The following is a 14,568-nucleotide window of genomic DNA, read 5'->3' on the forward strand; positions in this document are numbered from 1 at the left end:
CCGTGGGTGTGCAGGATCACAACCGAACGAGGGGATGGCAATGAGAACGGTGGAATTCGCGGCCGGCCTGAAGGCCGACATCTACGTGCCTGCCAGTGATGCCCGGGGTGCCGGCGAGGCTGGCGACGCCGGCGTCGCGCGCGAAGCCCTGCCGGTCATCCTCTGGCTGCACGGCGGAGCCTGGCGGGTCGGCGACCGCACCCTCGCCCCCGACCTGCAGCGCTACTTCGCCGACCGCGGATTCGCGATGGTGAGTATCGACTACCGGCTCAGCGGCGACGCCGTGTTCCCCGCGCAGCTCGATGACGTGCGCACGGCGATCCGCTGGGTGAAGGAGCACGCCGCCGACTACAGCTTCGACCCCGACGCGATCGGCCTCTGGGGCTCGTCGGCGGGCGGGCACCTCGCGGCCCTCGCAGCGGTGACCGCCGATGCGGCGGATATCGCCACCGCCGTGCACGCGGTCGTCGACGGTTACGGCGCGGCAGACCTGCTCGCCCCCGACCAGGACGTTCCGCCGACCGTGGGCCTCCTCGGCGGCCCCGTGCAGGAGCGCCGCGACCTCGCCATCGCGGCAAGCCCGGCCCGCCACGTGACATCCTCAGCACCGCCGTTCCTCATCCTGCACGGCGGCGCCGACCCGCTCGTGCCCGCCAGCCAGAGCGTCACCCTCTTCGAGGCGCTGGCGGCCGCCGACGTGCCTGCCACCCTCTACGTGATCGACGGCTTCGGCCACGGCTTCTTCAACCCGGTCGGGGGCGAGGAACTGGCCGGCCCGCCGATCGACGCGGGGCACCTCGAAGCCGACCCGCACGCGAACGCGACTGTGCGCGTGCACCCCGCGGCTCCCGGCGACGCCATCAGCCCGCCCGCGGCATCCTTCGACCTCATCGAATCCTTCTTCCGCACCCACCTCACCCGCCCCTGACGCCCATCCCCACCAGGCGATCCCACCCGACGACCGCCCCACCTGAAAGCGACGACGATGCCCGACACCCCACCCACCCCCGTGGTCAACCAGCTGCCCGGTGAGACCCTCCCCTACGTCATGAGTGCCGGCGAAGGTGCCCGCTACGAGATCGACGGACGCCTGTTCACTCTCATCGCCCGCCCCGAAGACACCGGATCCCTGTTCGGCGCCCACTACGTCTCCGGCGGGCGCGGCGCCGAAGCCCCGTTCGCCGTGCACGCCACCGAGCACCAGACCGTCGTCGTCTTCGACGGACTCGTGCACTTCTGGCTCGGCGACCGGGCCCGCATCCTCGCCCCCGGCGACACCGTCTCGATCCCGGCCGGCACGCCGTTCGCCTACCGCTTCGCCAGCAACTACACGCGCATCCTCCTCTACTCCGCGGGCGGCGCCTCCCTCGGGCTCGTGCCCCGCGTCGGCCTGCCGGTCGATGCCCACGTGCATCCGGCCCGCCCCGAGCATCCGGTGACCGTCGACGAACTGCGCGACGTCGGCGCCGAATTCGGTATCGGCTACCCCGACCTGCAGAAGACGGATGCCGCCCTGCAGCACGACGAGACCCGGCCGGCCGGCACGGTGCCCTACTTCCTGAGCTCGGGCGAAGGCGAGCGCACGCGCACCTTCAACCAGCTCAACACCTTCCTCTCGCGCGGCGAGAACACCGGCTCCGACTACTTCGCGATGCACACCACGGGGGCGAAGGCGGGATACATTCCCCTGCACTTCCACCAGCGGCACACCGAGAACTTCCTCTGCCTGGAGGGGCGCATCTGGCTGCACGTCAACGGACGCGAGGTGCTGCTCACCAAGGGCGATTTCGTGCACGCGCCAGCGGGCACCATCCATTCCTTCTCACTCGACTCGAACCACACCCAGATGATCGGATTCCTCGCACCCTCCATCTTCGAGAAGTTCTTCGACTACATGAACGAACCGACGACGGATGCGGTCTACCCCGAAGGCGGCGAGTTCTTCTTCCCGGGCGAGGGTTTCGCCCGGGCCCAGGCCGAACTCGACCTCGTCGTCGTCGGCGCTCCCCCCGCCCGGACGGTGGCGCTCGATGTCTGAAACCTTCGCGCCCGACTTCCTCTGGGGCGTCGCCACCGCCGGCCACCAGGTCGAGGGTGACAACAACACCAGCGACACCTGGTTCCTCGAGCACGTCACGCCCACCATCTTCCGCGACCCGTCGGGCCGCGCCTGCAACAGCTGGGAGCTCTGGCAGACCGACCTCGACCTCGCCGCCGGCATGGGCCTGAACGCCTTCCGCTTCTCTGTCGAGTGGGCGCGCATCGAGCCCTCCCCCGGCGAGTTCTCGGAGGAGGCCCTCGCGCACTACGAGGCGTTGATCGATGGATGTCTCGCCCGAGGCCTCGCGCCCGTTGTCACCTTCAGCCACTTCACCTCGCCCCACTGGTTCGCCGCGCGTGGCGGCTTCCTCGACCCGGAATCGGCCGATCTCTTCGCCCGCTACTGCGGCATCGTCATGGACCGGTTCGGTGACCGCATCGCCCTGGCCGTGACCTTCAACGAGCCCAATCTCTGCCAGATGCTGAGCTGGGCGAACCTGCCCCCGTTCATCGCCGACCTCGAACGAGCCACCCTCGAAGCCGCCGCTCGCGCAGCCGGCGTCTCGTGCTACCGCGTCGGCAACGTCATGCTCCCCGAGGACTTCGCCGCCATGACCGAGGGCATGACCCGAGCGCACCTCGCAGCGAAGGCCGCCATCAAGGCCCGGCGCCCCTCACTCCCCGTGGGTCTCTCGATTGCCATCGTCGACGACGTCGCCCTCCCCGGCGGCGAGGAGTTGCGCGACCGCAAGCGCGCCGAGGTCTACGACCACTGGCTCGACCTCGCCCGGGCCGATGACTTCATCGGCGTGCAGAACTACGAACGCCTGACCTACGACGCCTCGGGCGAGGTCTCGCTGCCGACCGGCACCCCCGTCAACGAACAGGGCACCGCCGTCGAACCCGACTCCCTGCGGGGCGCCGTCGCCTACGCCTTCGCACGAAGCGGCGTGCCGGTCTTCGTCACCGAGCACGGCATCAGTGCCGCAGACGACACCCTGCGCGCCGGCTTCATCGAGCCGTCGCTCGCTGGCCTCGGCCAGGCCATGGCTGCGGGCATCCCGGTGCTCGGCTACTGCCACTGGTCGCTGATGGACAACTTCGAGTGGATCTTCGGCTACTCCCGCCACCTCGGCCTGCACTCCGTCGACTTCACCACCTTCGAGCGCACCCCCAAGCCGAGCGCCGCCGCCTACGCGGCGGCCGTCGCCGCCCGCCGCACACCGACCGCCAAGTTCCGAGAAGGTTTGATCGCCAGCAGCTAGATTCGGTCGAACTGAAGGCCGAAGTTGAACAATGCCCTCAAAACTCCACTCTCGATCAACCTGCCCTAACCGAGATTCTTCTATCAATGCAGAAGACCCGTTGAGTGCGACGCATGTATTCAAGGATGCTGTGCCCGAACACACATTGGGTGCTTGGTGGGACTGTTGGCTAGGACCCGGCTATTACCCCCAAAGGCTGTCCGATCTGAGTAGACCGTTTTGAAACGACGTCATGCTGCCATTGGAATAGCCTGCTACCAGAGCACATTGTCAGTCCGGGTGGGTCGGGGGATTTAGTAATGGTGAATTTTGGGTCAGAAAGCGATCTAGTCGCAAGACTTTCTTATGCGATAAGCGACAATAATCCGCGACCGATTGCCTTCCTTACGGGGTCGGGTCTAAGTGTGCCGTCAGTTCCGGGAGTCACTGCGACATTGCAGATACTCCGGAAAGCGTTCCCGGTCGAGGAGCAGGTTGAACTGGATGCACTGCTGGCGAAACATAGAGAGGCGGGAGAAAAGTATCGACAAGCTTTCCAGTTTCTCGGTATTCGTCGCCCTCCGGCATTGTCCGAGCGCGTCCTAAAAATTGCCACACTTAGGGCATACGACCGAACCGGGATCGATGAGAATGACCTATTGTCCATGGCTCCGGAACTGGAAGCGAACCAGAGCGGATGGAAGCTTCCGCCGGGACAGGCCGCACTCGGCCGAATTCTCTCGGGTCTTCCACCTCGTTTGCGTGGCCCTGTCTTCACGACCAACTTCGATCCCTTAACCGAGATTGCGGTACGACGAGCGGGCGGGGTTGCAACACCCTACATACATGCAGACGACAGTTCATTTATTGCTAATTTACGAGTACAGACGGGCGCGAGCGTCATCCATCTGCACGGCTATTGGCGAGACTCGCAGGTGCGCAACACCTCAGATCAGTTAGAACAAGATCGGCCCAACCTAGCGGCTTCCCTTCGAGTGACTTTGGAGAGACATACTCTCTTGGTGATCGGTTATGGCGGATGGTCCGACGTGATTTCTCGATCGCTCCTTAGCGCGATAAGGCAGCAGCAGAGCGGCGAGCTTGACGTTTTGTGGTGCTTGCATGAAAGTGAACGTGAACTCACGACGGGATCATCAAGCGAAGAAACCCTGAGCGGTTTCTCAAGTGCCCCGGGAAATGTGCAGTTCTACGCGGGAATCGACGCGAACGTGGTGCTGCCAATGCTCGAAAAAAGAATTGCTAGCGTCCTCAGTTACGACGACGGGCGCCGCCTAAGCGGTGCCAGTCTCCTCGGCTGGACGACCATCACCCGCTCGGAGCTCGATGAGGTGAAGCCAAACGCTACCGTCGCTGCGGCTTTGACCTTTTTTGACGGCCGAATTCCGTCTTGGCACGACGCCGTGAGTTCTCATATACCAAGACGTGACTCGACGATACAGATCTTCAACGAAATTTCAGCTTCAGATGCCGCGAAATTGTCTACTTTGACCGTGCTAACGGGGCCTAGTGGCGAAGGAAAGTCTACGGTTTCGCGTCAGGTGGCTGCGATGCTAGCAAGCGATGAATCTCAAAACTTTCGCGTCTTCGTTCTGGAGGGTGATCACTTTGGAACGCTTGCTTCCATTCTTCGGTTACCGACGGATGCCTCTTACCTTCTGCTGATAGATGAGGCCCATAGGTTTGTAAATCGAATCCAAGATTTGGTAAAGGATCTTCAAGCCTCTGGCCGCTACGGAATCCACCTTCTTGTTGTTAGCGGCGATACTGATTGGGCTTCGGTTGGAGGCTCGAATTTTGCGTGGAACCGATTCGTCTCAACGAACGTCCACCAACTAAACGGCTTGACTCATATCGACGCTACGGCGATGGTCGGTGCGTGGGAAGCGATTGGCGCCAAGGCGCTGGGTGAACTTCAGTGGTACGACTCACAGGAACAACGTGTAGATGCGCTCTTGGATTTCTCATTTGGCGAGGCGATTGCCGGACCGGGAACACTCTTGGGTGCGCTGCTCACCACGCGGTACGACCGCAAAGGACTGCGAGAACACATCAAACAACTTTTGGAGCGTTTGCGCACCCGACTCATTCCCCCAGCTAACAATTCGTCGTTGCTGGACGCGTTGGTAGCTATCTCGGTCCCGCACGCCTACGGTGTTTTCGCGCTAAACTCCTCTGTCCTGGCTGACGCGTTCGACATGAGTCCTGTCGAACTCAACGCCTACATCCTGATTCCGCTTGGCGAAGAAGCGGCAATCACTTTTGCGTCTGGCCACATAGTTGTGCGTCATGAGCTGATCGCTTCGGCAATCATCGACCTCTGCCTGGAAACAGGCTACGACCTTGAGTCGGCAACCAAACGCATTGTCGCTGCAGCGGCCCGCCACATACTTCATGGCGGCTACAGCCCTGGGATGGCGCAGATTACATACCTTGCGTCCCGCATTACGGACATGCCAAAGCTCGCTTTAGTTGCTGCCGATGCCGCGGTTGAGGCTGCACCGGACAGACTCTCCTACCGGACTTCGAGGAGTAAAGTGCTCCGCACCGCGAGAAGAGCGATTGACGCAGCAACCGAAAACGAATCTTCGTTACCGTTAATCCTTCACCCTGACAATGTGAATCAGGCTCGAGGTTACTTTGTGGAATGGGGGGTAGTTGAGGGGTTGCTTGAGAACTTCGCACGCAATGCGATGTTGGCGGGAGTAGCGCTTCAAGATGGAGTATCCCTCGGCGGGCTAGACACGGAACAATCCGAAAGAGGACTATCTTGCCTCGTATTAGCCCTCCGCCGGCTGCAGGAAAACAATCCACAACCCGAGATCCTGCAGGCGCTTGCTGCTGCCACTGTCCTTGCTAGAGCTTGTGGGCAGAAGTCGGCAACTGGGCGGGAATGGCTTCGAGTGGCGGAGCGAATGGTCGACAAAAATGGAGCGAGTTATCCGAAGCTCGATGGCAGTGACTCTGCGACCAAGGCGCTCAGAATCGGGCTAAATGCATGCCGGGCCCGACTTGAGAGGCCATTCCCGACTGCATTTCCACGAACCGACTTCCAATTCTTATCATTGCAAAGGCTTCTCGCAAATCCCAGACAGTGGTACTAATTTAACCTGACGTTTAGCTTGGTGCGCTTTGTGAGGCATGCGCGACCAACCTGAGGCAAAGCGGCGTGCCGGTCTTCGTCACCGAGCACGGCATCAGTGCCGCAGACGACACCCTGCGCGCCGGCTTCATCGAGCCGTCGCTCGCTGGCCTCGGCCAGGCCATGGCCGCGGGCATCCCGGTGCTCGGCTACTGCCACTGGTCACTGATGGACAACTTCGAGTGGATCTTCGGCTACTCCCGCCACCTCGGCCTGCACTCCGTCGACTTCACCACCTTCGAGCGCACCCCCAAGCCGAGCGCCGCCGCCTACGCGGCGGCCGTCGCCGCCCGCATCTGAGAATGCCCGGCCGGCAGGATAGCGGGCAGAGTGGTGTCATGACGTTCACCGGATTCGGCTCAGATGCGAGTAACTTCTTTCAGGCTCTCGCGAAGGACAATTCACGAGAGTTCTTCCAAGCGCACCGGCAGCAGTACGACGATGCCGTTCGGCAGCCTCTCGAAGATCTGCTCGGTGAAGCGGAGAAGATCTACGGACCCGGTCGCGTGATGCGACCCAACCGGGATGTCCGGTTCAGTAGGGACAAATCGCCCTACAAGACCAACGCCAGCATGTGGGCCGGCTCGGTCGGGGGCGTCTATCTCAGCCTGAACGCCCGGCACCTCGAAGTTGGCGGGGGTATCTACGAGCCGAGCCGGGATCAGTTGGCGCGCGCTCGGACTGCCATCGACTCTGTTCCCACAGCTGCATCGCGGCTGACGGAGATCATCGACGCCCTCGTCTCCTCAGGCTTCGAGATGGCCGGCCCGTCTCTGAAGACCGCACCCCGAGGCTACGACCGCGACCATCCCAACATCGAACTCCTCCGCTTGAAGCACTACGCGGCACTCACAACGCTCCCGGTCAGCGCTCTACCGAAGAGGATCCTGGGCGCCTGGGAGGCCGTTGAAGCGCTCATCGAATGGGGAGACACCCACGTGGGCGCGGCCCAGTCCTGGCCGTGAGGGCCGACTACCCGTCCGTGCCGAGGGCGGGGTCGGTTTCGGCGGAGGGTGCCTTCTTGGTCTGCCAGGGCCAACGACCCGTGATCTCGAGCTCGAGCGAGAAACTCAGGAAGGTGCGGATCAGGATGATCGCGGCAAGCACCGCGACGCTGTCGAGAGTGGGTGTCACGGCGACCGTGCGGATGATGTCGGCCGCGACCAGGAACTCGAGGCCGAGCAGGATCGACCGCCCGAGGTACTGCCGGTAGGCGCGATACACCGGGCGCAGCCCCCTGATCATCCTGAGCAGAACGAGCGCCGTGGAGATGACCGCGCCGCCGAGGATGATGAGCACCCCGGCGCCGTCGATGAGCGTTCCGGCGAATTCGACGATGTTCTGAAAGTCCATGAGCTAAGACAGCCAGAAGGGTGACGCTGCCGCAAGGCCTGTTCGAACCCGACGGCATCAGTTCGGACAACCGTGGATCGTGACCTACCAGGGCGCGCGGTTGCCGTCCCACGACCAGAGGGCTCCCGTCGGGCCGTCGTCGGGCAGGAGCGCCAGACGTACGACTCCCGTGGCGGCCTCGGTCGGGTCGCCGCCGACCGACATGCCGGCGATGAGGTTGGTGCGGCGGAGCCCCGGTGCAATCGCATTCACCTTGAACCTGTCGCCGAGGGCCTGGGCCGTGAGCATCGTGACGGCGTTCACGGCCGTCTTCGAGCTTCGGTAGGCCAGGCCGCCGCCCTTCGCGCGTTCCCAGTCGAACTGCGGATTCGGGCTGCTGCTCCACGTGAGCGATCCGGTGCCGCTCGACACAGTGACGATGCGCGGATGAAGCGACCTCCGCAGTGCCGGGAGGAACGCCTGCGTGACGGAGACGACGCCGAACACGTTGGTCTCGTAGGCGGTGCGCAACTGCTGCAGGGTGGTGCCGTCGATGTCTTCGCCGCCGGGGTTCACTCCTGCGTTGTTGACAAGGATGTCCAGTTCGCCGACACGGTTCGCCGCTGCGGCGATCGAGGCCGTATCCATGACGTCGAGCTGCACCGCGTGTGCAGCAGGACCGAGATCCGCGGCGACCTGCTCTCCCTTCTCGAGGTCGCGAGCTCCGATCCACACGGTCAGGCCATGCCCCAGCAGCTGTCGCGCTGTCTCCAGACCGATGCCGCTGTTCGCCCCCGTCACCAGCGCGACCGAGCCCGGCTCGGGTGAACGGATTTCGGCGGGAAGCCGGTCGATGTCTGTCATGGTGTTCCTCTCCAACTCCAACGATGTGGTTGGAATGCTACTCCGGGCTGAGCTGATCTCCAACTCAGGTGTTGGTATTCTGGGGCGATGGCCTGGGACACCGACGGAACGCAGCGTCGACTTCGTGACGCCGCACTCGTGGAGTTCGCTGCCCACGGTTTCGAAGGCACGACGGTCTCCTCCATTGCAACCCGGTCGGGCGTGAACAAGGAGAGGCTCTACAGCTACTTCGGCGACAAGAAGTCTCTCTGGGATCTCGTGCTGACGACCGAGCTCGAGCGCCTCGCCACCGCGGTCGAACTCGCCGGGGCCGGCTTGAACGACATCGGCGAGTTCGCCGGAGCGACCTACGACTACCACGCGGCCCATCCTGAACTCGGCCGCCTGTTGCAGTGGGAGGGCCTACAGTCCGGCCCACCAGCTCACGCCGAAGTTCGAACAACGCACTACCGGGAGAAGGTGGCGCGCTTCGCCAGCGCCCAGCGCGACGGCTTCGTCGACCCGGAGATCGATCCCGCACATCTCGTCTTCACCCTGATCGCCCTCGCCGCCTGGTGGCAGACCGTGCCCCAGCTGGCAGAGATGATCACGGGCGCACAGCCGGACGACCAGCAGGAACGGGCAGCCCGCCGCCGGTTCGTCGTCGAGGCAGCACGGCGTATCGCATCGCCGTCCTCCTCGAGCGAATCCGCCCGCACGTCTCCGTAGCCGAGCCGCTGCCGCTCGACGGCGCCCCGATCATCCTGTCGCTCGTGGAGATCACTGCTGAGTTCACGATTGTGAGAACACGCTCGAGCGCCTACCGAGACCCACTCGTGTCGCCGATTGCGATAGGCCTTCGCGACGACACCGGCGACACCTACCAGTGGATGCAAGCCATCTCCGGCGGAGGCTTGATGGCGGATGTTCGAAGCGACGTCTTCGCCGGCGCGCCCCCTTCCACGGCGAAACTTCTCCTCGTGACCATCCAGAACGAGAGCCACCCTGACTTCACCGAGACGGTGATTGATCTGGCCGCACCGTTCGCCTGACACGCGCTCAGAACGGCATGACACAAAGCGAGATAACAGATTCGCGACGTCTTGCCCGAATGGACTTAGCCGACGAAGCATCCTCCCCGGGAGTAGCGCGGCTGGCGGAACCACCGCCCGCGGGGCGAGAAGACACGTGTTGTCGGGGGTGCGGGGTGGCGCAACGAGCCGTTCTCCCTCGGGAAACGGGCACGCAACGGCGGTCGGTGAAGCTGGGCGGGCTCCTGCACCTCTTTCCGCACCATTCGATGCTCTTTCGACAGTTGGAGAACCCATGCCCACCCACCATCGGCGGCTCGCCGCCTCGGCCGGCGCCCTCGCCGCGACCGCCCTGCTGCTCAGCGCCTGTTCGACCGGCTCCTCGCCTTCCGCCCCGACCTCGGCGGCATCCCTCACCGTCGGAAGCGTCGACCTCGCGGCCGCAGGCTGCCCGGCGAACGTGGTCATCCAGACGGGCTGGAACCCCGAGGCCGAGCATGGGCACCTGTACGAGCTCCTCGGCGACGACTACACGGTCGACGCAGGCAAGAAGGTCGTCTCCGGCCCGTTGATGGCGAAGGGCTCGTACACCGGCGTGAACGTCGAGATTCGTGCGGGCGGCCCTGCCACCGGGTACCAGACGGTCACGAGCCTGCTCTACTCCGACCCGTCCATCACGCTCGGCTACGTCTCGACAGACGAGTCGATCTCGCAGTCCGCCACCATGCCGACGACCGCCGTGTTCGCCTCGCACGACATCAGCCCGCTGATGATCATGTGGGACCCCTCAGCCCACCCCGATGTCACCGACATCGCCGGTCTGGTGAAGTCGGGCGCGATCATCCGCTACTTCGGCGGAACGGCTTACATGTCGTACCTCACAGCGGCGGGGATCATCCCGGTCGACCAGACCGACGGCTCCTACGACGGCACGCCGGCCGCCTACGTGGCGTCTGGCGGCAAGGATGCCCAGCAGGGATATGCCTCGGCAGAGCCCTACGTGTACGAGAACGAGGTCGCGGCCTGGATGAAGCCGGTGAAGTACCAGCTCGTCGATGACCTCGGATTCCGGCCCTACCAGGATCCGGTGGTCGTTCGAACCGCCGACGTCGAGACGCAGTCGTCGTGCCTCAAGGCGCTCGTGCCTGTGCTGCAGCAGGCCGAGGTCGACTACTTCGCTGCTCCGGATGCCGCCAATGCGCTCATCCTGGATCTGGTCGACCAGTACGACACCGGCTGGGTCTACACGAAGGGCGTGGCCGACTATTCGGTGAAGACGATGCTCGACGAAAAGATCTCGGGCAACGGCGACAACGAGACCATCGGCGACTTCGACGAAGCGCGCGTGCAGGATCTGATCGACAAGGTCACGCCCGTCTTCCAGTCGCAGGGCATCACGCCGGCCGAAGGCCTCGCACCCGGTGATCTGGTGACGAACCAGTTCCTCGACACCTCGATCGGCATGGCCGGCTGATCGACCTCACGTCTGGCAGAGCCCCCACTGGGCGGCCTCTCGGAATGAACGCGCAGGCGATCCTCGTCTGCGCGTTCATCGCGTCGGCCCAGATGACCTGGGGCGTGATCGTGCCCGCACTCCCCCTCCTGGTCAAACGGTTCGACATCGGCACGGGCAGCATCGGTCTGCTGATCGCGGCTTTCGCGATCGGCCGCGTGATCGCGAATGTGCCGGCCGGGCTCGCACTGCGGCGCATCCCGCCGCGGCGTTTTCTGCAGACGGTGTCGGTGCTGCTCGCCGTGGTCACCGCACTCACGGGGCTGCTGCCGAGCGAGCCCCTGCTGCTCACCGCCCGACTCGTGGCGGGCATTCTGGGGGGCGCCGCAGTCACGATCGGCTTCTCGGTTCTCGTGGCGGGCTCCCCACCCGAACGGCGTGGCCGGATCATGTCGACCGCCACGGTCGTCATGATGAGCGGCTCGGCGGTCGGCGCCCTGCTCGGCGGTGCGTCGGTCTCGGTGCTCGGGGTTGCCGGGGCGTTCGCGGTCGCGGTGCTGCCGCTGCTCCTCTGCGTGCTGGTGGATCTTGCGCGGCCCGCCGCGCACTACTGGGCGGCGTTCGCCTCGAAGACGGATGCCCGATCCAGCGACTCGAAGACGGACGCTTCTTCCACCGCACCGCAGCGAGCGCTCCCGCCGGCCGGCGCGCTCGTCGCAGGTCTCGTGGCGGTCTCGTTCGCCACCTTCCTGGCTCGCTTCGCCGGCGAGCAGGGGCTCATCCCGGTGCTGGCGTACGAGTCCGGCGGGCTCACCCCCCTGACCCTGGGCGTTGCGATGGCGGCGGGAACGGTGATCAGCATTGCGGCGCTGCCCGTGGTGGGCCGGGTCGTCGACCGGGGAGCCCGCCTCAGCGTGCTGATTCCCTCTGCTCTTCTCGGAGCCGTGGCGCTGCTGTTCTTCCCGGTGGTCGACGAGCCGCTGGCCTTCGGCGCCGTGATCGTCGTCTACTACGTTTCGACCAGCGTGGCAGGCGTGGTGCCGAATGTCGTCACGGGCGAGCGGTTCGAGCCGGCCGCGGCCGGTGCGGTGGTGGGACTGACCCGCACGGCCGGCGACATCGGGGCAGCGGTCGGCCCGCTGGCGGTCTTCGCGCTGGCCGACGGGGTGGGTGCCCAGGCGGCGGTCGCCACGATCGCCGCGGTGCTCGTCGCCGCACTCGCGGTCCTCGCGCCCGCGGTCGCCGGGCGCCGTCGGCCGGAGCCGGTGGCTGGTACCGCTGTGCCGTCGGGACCCCGCCCGCTCTAGAGGTCGCCCCGCGACGGTTCGAGCGCCACCCGCACCAAGTCCGAGCGCTGCCGGCCGTGGTAGATCATGACCACCGTTCCCCCCGGCTCGCGAACGGTGGTCTCGATGAAGAGCAGCGGTGTGCCGACCTCGGTCGAGAGCAACTCCGCGGCAGAGAGATCGGCCGAGATGGCCGTGATCTGCCGATCGGCGGTCAGCCGCTCATGACCGAACCGGCCCTCGAGAATGTCGAACACATCGTCGTTCGCGTCAGCCCGGTCGAACACGTCTGCCGGGCGAAGCGGCAGGTAGTAGGTGCGCAACGAACCGGGCAGCCCCTTGTGCAGGATGACGCGCTCGAACACGGCCATCCGGTCGACACTCTCGTCGAAGTGAACCGCCATCGGCACCGGAACATCGCTGGTCTCGCGCCAACCGATCAACACGTAGTCGTGGTCGAGCGGTGGCGGGTCGATCTTCAGCTGATCGAGCAGCCGATCCGTGCGCCAGGTGAGCGGCCGGGCGTTGGCGTAGGTGCCCTGGCCGGCCGTGCGACCGATCGTGTTCTCCTGGACGAGCATCTGCATGGCGATGCGGGCGGTGTTGCGGGTGCAGGAGAACTCCCGGGCGATCTCCTCGTCGCTCGGAAGCCGCTCCCCGCTGGCGGCCGATGACAGCAGAAAGGCCGAGACGAGGTCACGCAGGCGCCGTGCTTCGTCCTGGCGGCGGTGCTGGCCGAGGTCGAGCATCTTGGCATCGGTGAAGCTGCGCCGGCGTGGTGGGCCAGCGCGGTCGGCACTCGGGTTCTCACTGCTCACGGTCTCAGGCTCTCATGCGAACGCGGGCACTCCGAGGGTGTCGCGCAGGGTCGTGCCGTCGTACCGCGTGCGGAACCGGCCGCGTCGCTGCAGCTCGGGCACGAGCAGCCCCACCACGTCGATCAGGTCGCGCGGCGTGACCTGCGGGTGCGCGATCATGAACCCACCCCTGCTGCCCGTGGACTCGTACGACTCCTCCAGATAGTCGGCCACTTCGGCGGCGCTGCCGGCGACGGTGTGCTCGTACCCCGTCGCCACCTTCCACAGCGAGTCGAAGAACTCCTCGCGGCTCAGTTCGGTGTCAGCGCCGTGTTCGTTGACCAGGTCGCGGAAACCCATCGGGCTGGCCTGCTTGGCGATGACTTCGGCCTGCAGTTCGGCCAGGGTGAACCGCGCGGGGAGTTGCGCGAAGTCGTAACCGGTGTTGTGCGCGAACTGCGCGGCCGACGCCTCGGGTGGCAGCAGGTCGGCGAGCTGCTCCTTGCGCCGCCGGGCGTCGCCCGGAGTGTCGCCCACGATGAGGTGCAGGTCCCACAGAATGCCGACCCTGGCAGGATCGCGACCCGCAGCAAGCAGTTCTTCATCGAGCAGGGTGCGGTGGCGCACGCGGTCGGCCTCGGCGAAGGCGCCGCCGAAGACGACGTCGGCGAACCCGGCTGAGGCGCGGATGCCGCGGGGCGATCCGCCGGCCTGGATGAGCACGGGCGCCTGCTGGGGGCTCGGCACCGAGTTCAGAGGCCCGGCCACGGTGAAGAACTCACCCTTGTGGTCGATCGCACGGATGCTGCCGGGCTCGGCCACCATCCCCGTCTCCCTGTCCCACACGAAGGCGTCGCGGTCGACGCTCCGCCAGAGCTCCTGGCACACCTCGACGAACTCCTCCATGCGGCGGTAGCGGGCGTCGTGGTCCATCAGCTCTTCGAAACCGTAGTTCGCGGCATCCGCCCCGCGGCTCGACGTCACGACGTTGAAGGCCATCCGCCCCGCGGTGACGATGTCGAGCGAGTTGAGCAACCGGGACACATAGAACGGATGCATGAAGGTCGACGAGTAGGTCAGCCCGAACCCGATGTGCTGCGTCTCTTGCGCGAGGGCAGCGATGAACGGGCTCATGTCCTGCCGGGGAAACCCGATCCCCCACTCCACGGCCGGGTCGATCGACGCGCCGTAGGTCGAGGGGATTCCGGTGCCGTCACCGAAGAACACCATGTCGAGGCAGCCGCGCTCGGCCGCGAGCAGCAGCTCGCGGTACATGCGCAGGTCGGGAAAATCCCGGCCCGCCCACGATCCGGGCAGCCGCCAGCGCCCCTGGTGGTGCGAGAACGAAAGGTCGAGCGCAAGACTCATCTGGTAGGGCACGG

Annotated in this window: 14 protein-coding genes; 10 read left to right on the forward strand and 4 right to left on the reverse strand. The window is 65.3% G+C overall.

From position 1 onward, the window contains the following. Positions 1-40 precede the first annotated feature (40 nt). The 6 genes from FB464_RS12135 (at position 41) to FB464_RS12160 (ending at position 7,409) form a co-directional block, all read left to right on the forward strand. Positions 41-928, forward strand: coding sequence for an alpha/beta hydrolase (locus FB464_RS12135; RefSeq protein WP_170151844.1), 888 nt, complete (start codon positions 41-43; stop codon positions 926-928). Between the two features lie 57 nt (positions 929-985). Then, positions 986-2,038 carry a quercetin 2,3-dioxygenase gene (locus FB464_RS12140; RefSeq protein WP_116413629.1) on the forward strand — a complete coding sequence of 351 codons (1,053 nt, stop codon included), beginning with the start codon at positions 986-988 and terminating at the stop codon, positions 2,036-2,038. After that, the gene (locus FB464_RS12145; RefSeq protein WP_116413628.1) at positions 2,031-3,305 is read left to right on the forward strand and encodes a glycoside hydrolase family 1 protein; all 1,275 of its coding nucleotides are present in this window, start codon (positions 2,031-2,033) and stop codon (positions 3,303-3,305) included. Before FB464_RS12140 ends, FB464_RS12145 begins: the two co-directional genes overlap by 8 nt. A 434-nt stretch (positions 3,306-3,739) precedes the next feature. Beyond that, positions 3,740-6,406 carry a P-loop NTPase gene (locus FB464_RS12150; RefSeq protein WP_170207465.1) on the forward strand — a complete coding sequence of 889 codons (2,667 nt, stop codon included), beginning with the start codon at positions 3,740-3,742 and terminating at the stop codon, positions 6,404-6,406. Positions 6,407-6,471: 65 nt separating this feature from the next. Next, positions 6,472-6,744, forward strand: a complete 273-nt coding sequence (locus FB464_RS12155) for a family 1 glycosylhydrolase (protein WP_246093041.1) — start codon at positions 6,472-6,474, stop codon at positions 6,742-6,744. Between the two features lie 38 nt (positions 6,745-6,782). Further along, positions 6,783-7,409, forward strand: coding sequence for a DUF2461 domain-containing protein (locus FB464_RS12160; protein ID WP_170151842.1), 627 nt, complete (start codon positions 6,783-6,785; stop codon positions 7,407-7,409). Between the two features lie 7 nt (positions 7,410-7,416). Here FB464_RS12160 and FB464_RS12165 read toward each other — a convergent pair whose 3' ends face one another. Both FB464_RS12165 and FB464_RS12170 read right to left on the reverse strand, forming a co-directional pair. After that, positions 7,417-7,797 carry a DUF1622 domain-containing protein gene (locus tag FB464_RS12165; RefSeq protein WP_116413624.1) on the reverse strand — a complete coding sequence of 127 codons (381 nt, stop codon included), beginning with the start codon at positions 7,795-7,797 and terminating at the stop codon, positions 7,417-7,419. An 84-nt stretch (positions 7,798-7,881) separates the two neighbouring features. Then, positions 7,882-8,640: an SDR family NAD(P)-dependent oxidoreductase gene (locus FB464_RS12170; RefSeq protein WP_116413623.1), complete on the reverse strand. Its 759-nt coding sequence runs from the start codon at positions 8,638-8,640 to the stop codon at positions 7,882-7,884. Between the two features lie 87 nt (positions 8,641-8,727). On the opposite strand from FB464_RS12170, the gene FB464_RS12175 reads away from it, so the two are divergent. From FB464_RS12175 to FB464_RS12190, 4 genes are all read left to right on the forward strand, one after another. Further along, positions 8,728-9,348 carry a TetR/AcrR family transcriptional regulator gene (locus FB464_RS12175; RefSeq protein ID WP_116413622.1) on the forward strand — a complete coding sequence of 207 codons (621 nt, stop codon included), beginning with the start codon at positions 8,728-8,730 and terminating at the stop codon, positions 9,346-9,348. Between the two features lie 44 nt (positions 9,349-9,392). Further along, positions 9,393-9,671 (forward strand): hypothetical protein, encoded by a 279-nt coding sequence (locus FB464_RS12180; protein WP_116413621.1) that lies wholly within the window; start codon positions 9,393-9,395, stop codon positions 9,669-9,671. Positions 9,672-9,945: 274 nt separating this feature from the next. After that, entirely contained in the window at positions 9,946-11,124 is a 1,179-nt protein-coding gene (locus FB464_RS12185; RefSeq protein ID WP_116413620.1) for an ABC transporter substrate-binding protein, read from the forward strand. A 44-nt stretch (positions 11,125-11,168) separates the two neighbouring features. Then, a complete protein-coding gene (locus FB464_RS12190; protein ID WP_116413619.1) occupies positions 11,169-12,410 on the forward strand; it encodes an MFS transporter in 1,242 nt (413 codons plus the stop codon). Here the strand turns inward: FB464_RS12190 and FB464_RS12195 are convergent. Further along, positions 12,407-13,207 (reverse strand): GntR family transcriptional regulator, encoded by an 801-nt coding sequence (locus FB464_RS12195; RefSeq protein WP_116413618.1) that lies wholly within the window; start codon positions 13,205-13,207, stop codon positions 12,407-12,409. The genes FB464_RS12190 and FB464_RS12195 overlap by 4 nt on opposite strands. A 12-nt stretch (positions 13,208-13,219) precedes the next feature. Then, positions 13,220-14,566, reverse strand: a complete 1,347-nt coding sequence (locus FB464_RS12200; protein WP_246093042.1) for an NtaA/DmoA family FMN-dependent monooxygenase — start codon at positions 14,564-14,566, stop codon at positions 13,220-13,222. Positions 14,567-14,568 lie beyond the last annotated feature (2 nt).

Source organism: Subtercola boreus (assembly GCF_006716115.1).
GTDB lineage: Bacteria > Actinomycetota > Actinomycetes > Actinomycetales > Microbacteriaceae > Subtercola > Subtercola boreus.

Excerpts from the sequence above, each read along its gene's own strand:
- FB464_RS12135 (WP_170151844.1), top strand. The coding sequence starts at position 41 with ATGAGAACGGTGGAATTCGCGGCCGGCCTGAAGGCCGACATCTACGTG.
- FB464_RS12170 (WP_116413623.1), bottom strand. The coding sequence starts at position 8,640 with ATGACAGACATCGACCGGCTTCCCGCCGAAATCCGTTCACCCGAGCCG.
- FB464_RS12165 (WP_116413624.1), bottom strand. The coding sequence starts at position 7,797 with ATGGACTTTCAGAACATCGTCGAATTCGCCGGAACGCTCATCGACGGC.
- FB464_RS12175 (WP_116413622.1), top strand. The coding sequence starts at position 8,728 with ATGGCCTGGGACACCGACGGAACGCAGCGTCGACTTCGTGACGCCGCA.
- FB464_RS12145 (WP_116413628.1), top strand. The coding sequence starts at position 2,031 with ATGTCTGAAACCTTCGCGCCCGACTTCCTCTGGGGCGTCGCCACCGCC.
- FB464_RS12190 (WP_116413619.1), top strand. The coding sequence starts at position 11,169 with ATGAACGCGCAGGCGATCCTCGTCTGCGCGTTCATCGCGTCGGCCCAG.
- FB464_RS12140 (WP_116413629.1), top strand. The coding sequence starts at position 986 with ATGCCCGACACCCCACCCACCCCCGTGGTCAACCAGCTGCCCGGTGAG.
- FB464_RS12185 (WP_116413620.1), top strand. The coding sequence starts at position 9,946 with ATGCCCACCCACCATCGGCGGCTCGCCGCCTCGGCCGGCGCCCTCGCC.
- FB464_RS12160 (WP_170151842.1), top strand. The coding sequence starts at position 6,783 with ATGACGTTCACCGGATTCGGCTCAGATGCGAGTAACTTCTTTCAGGCT.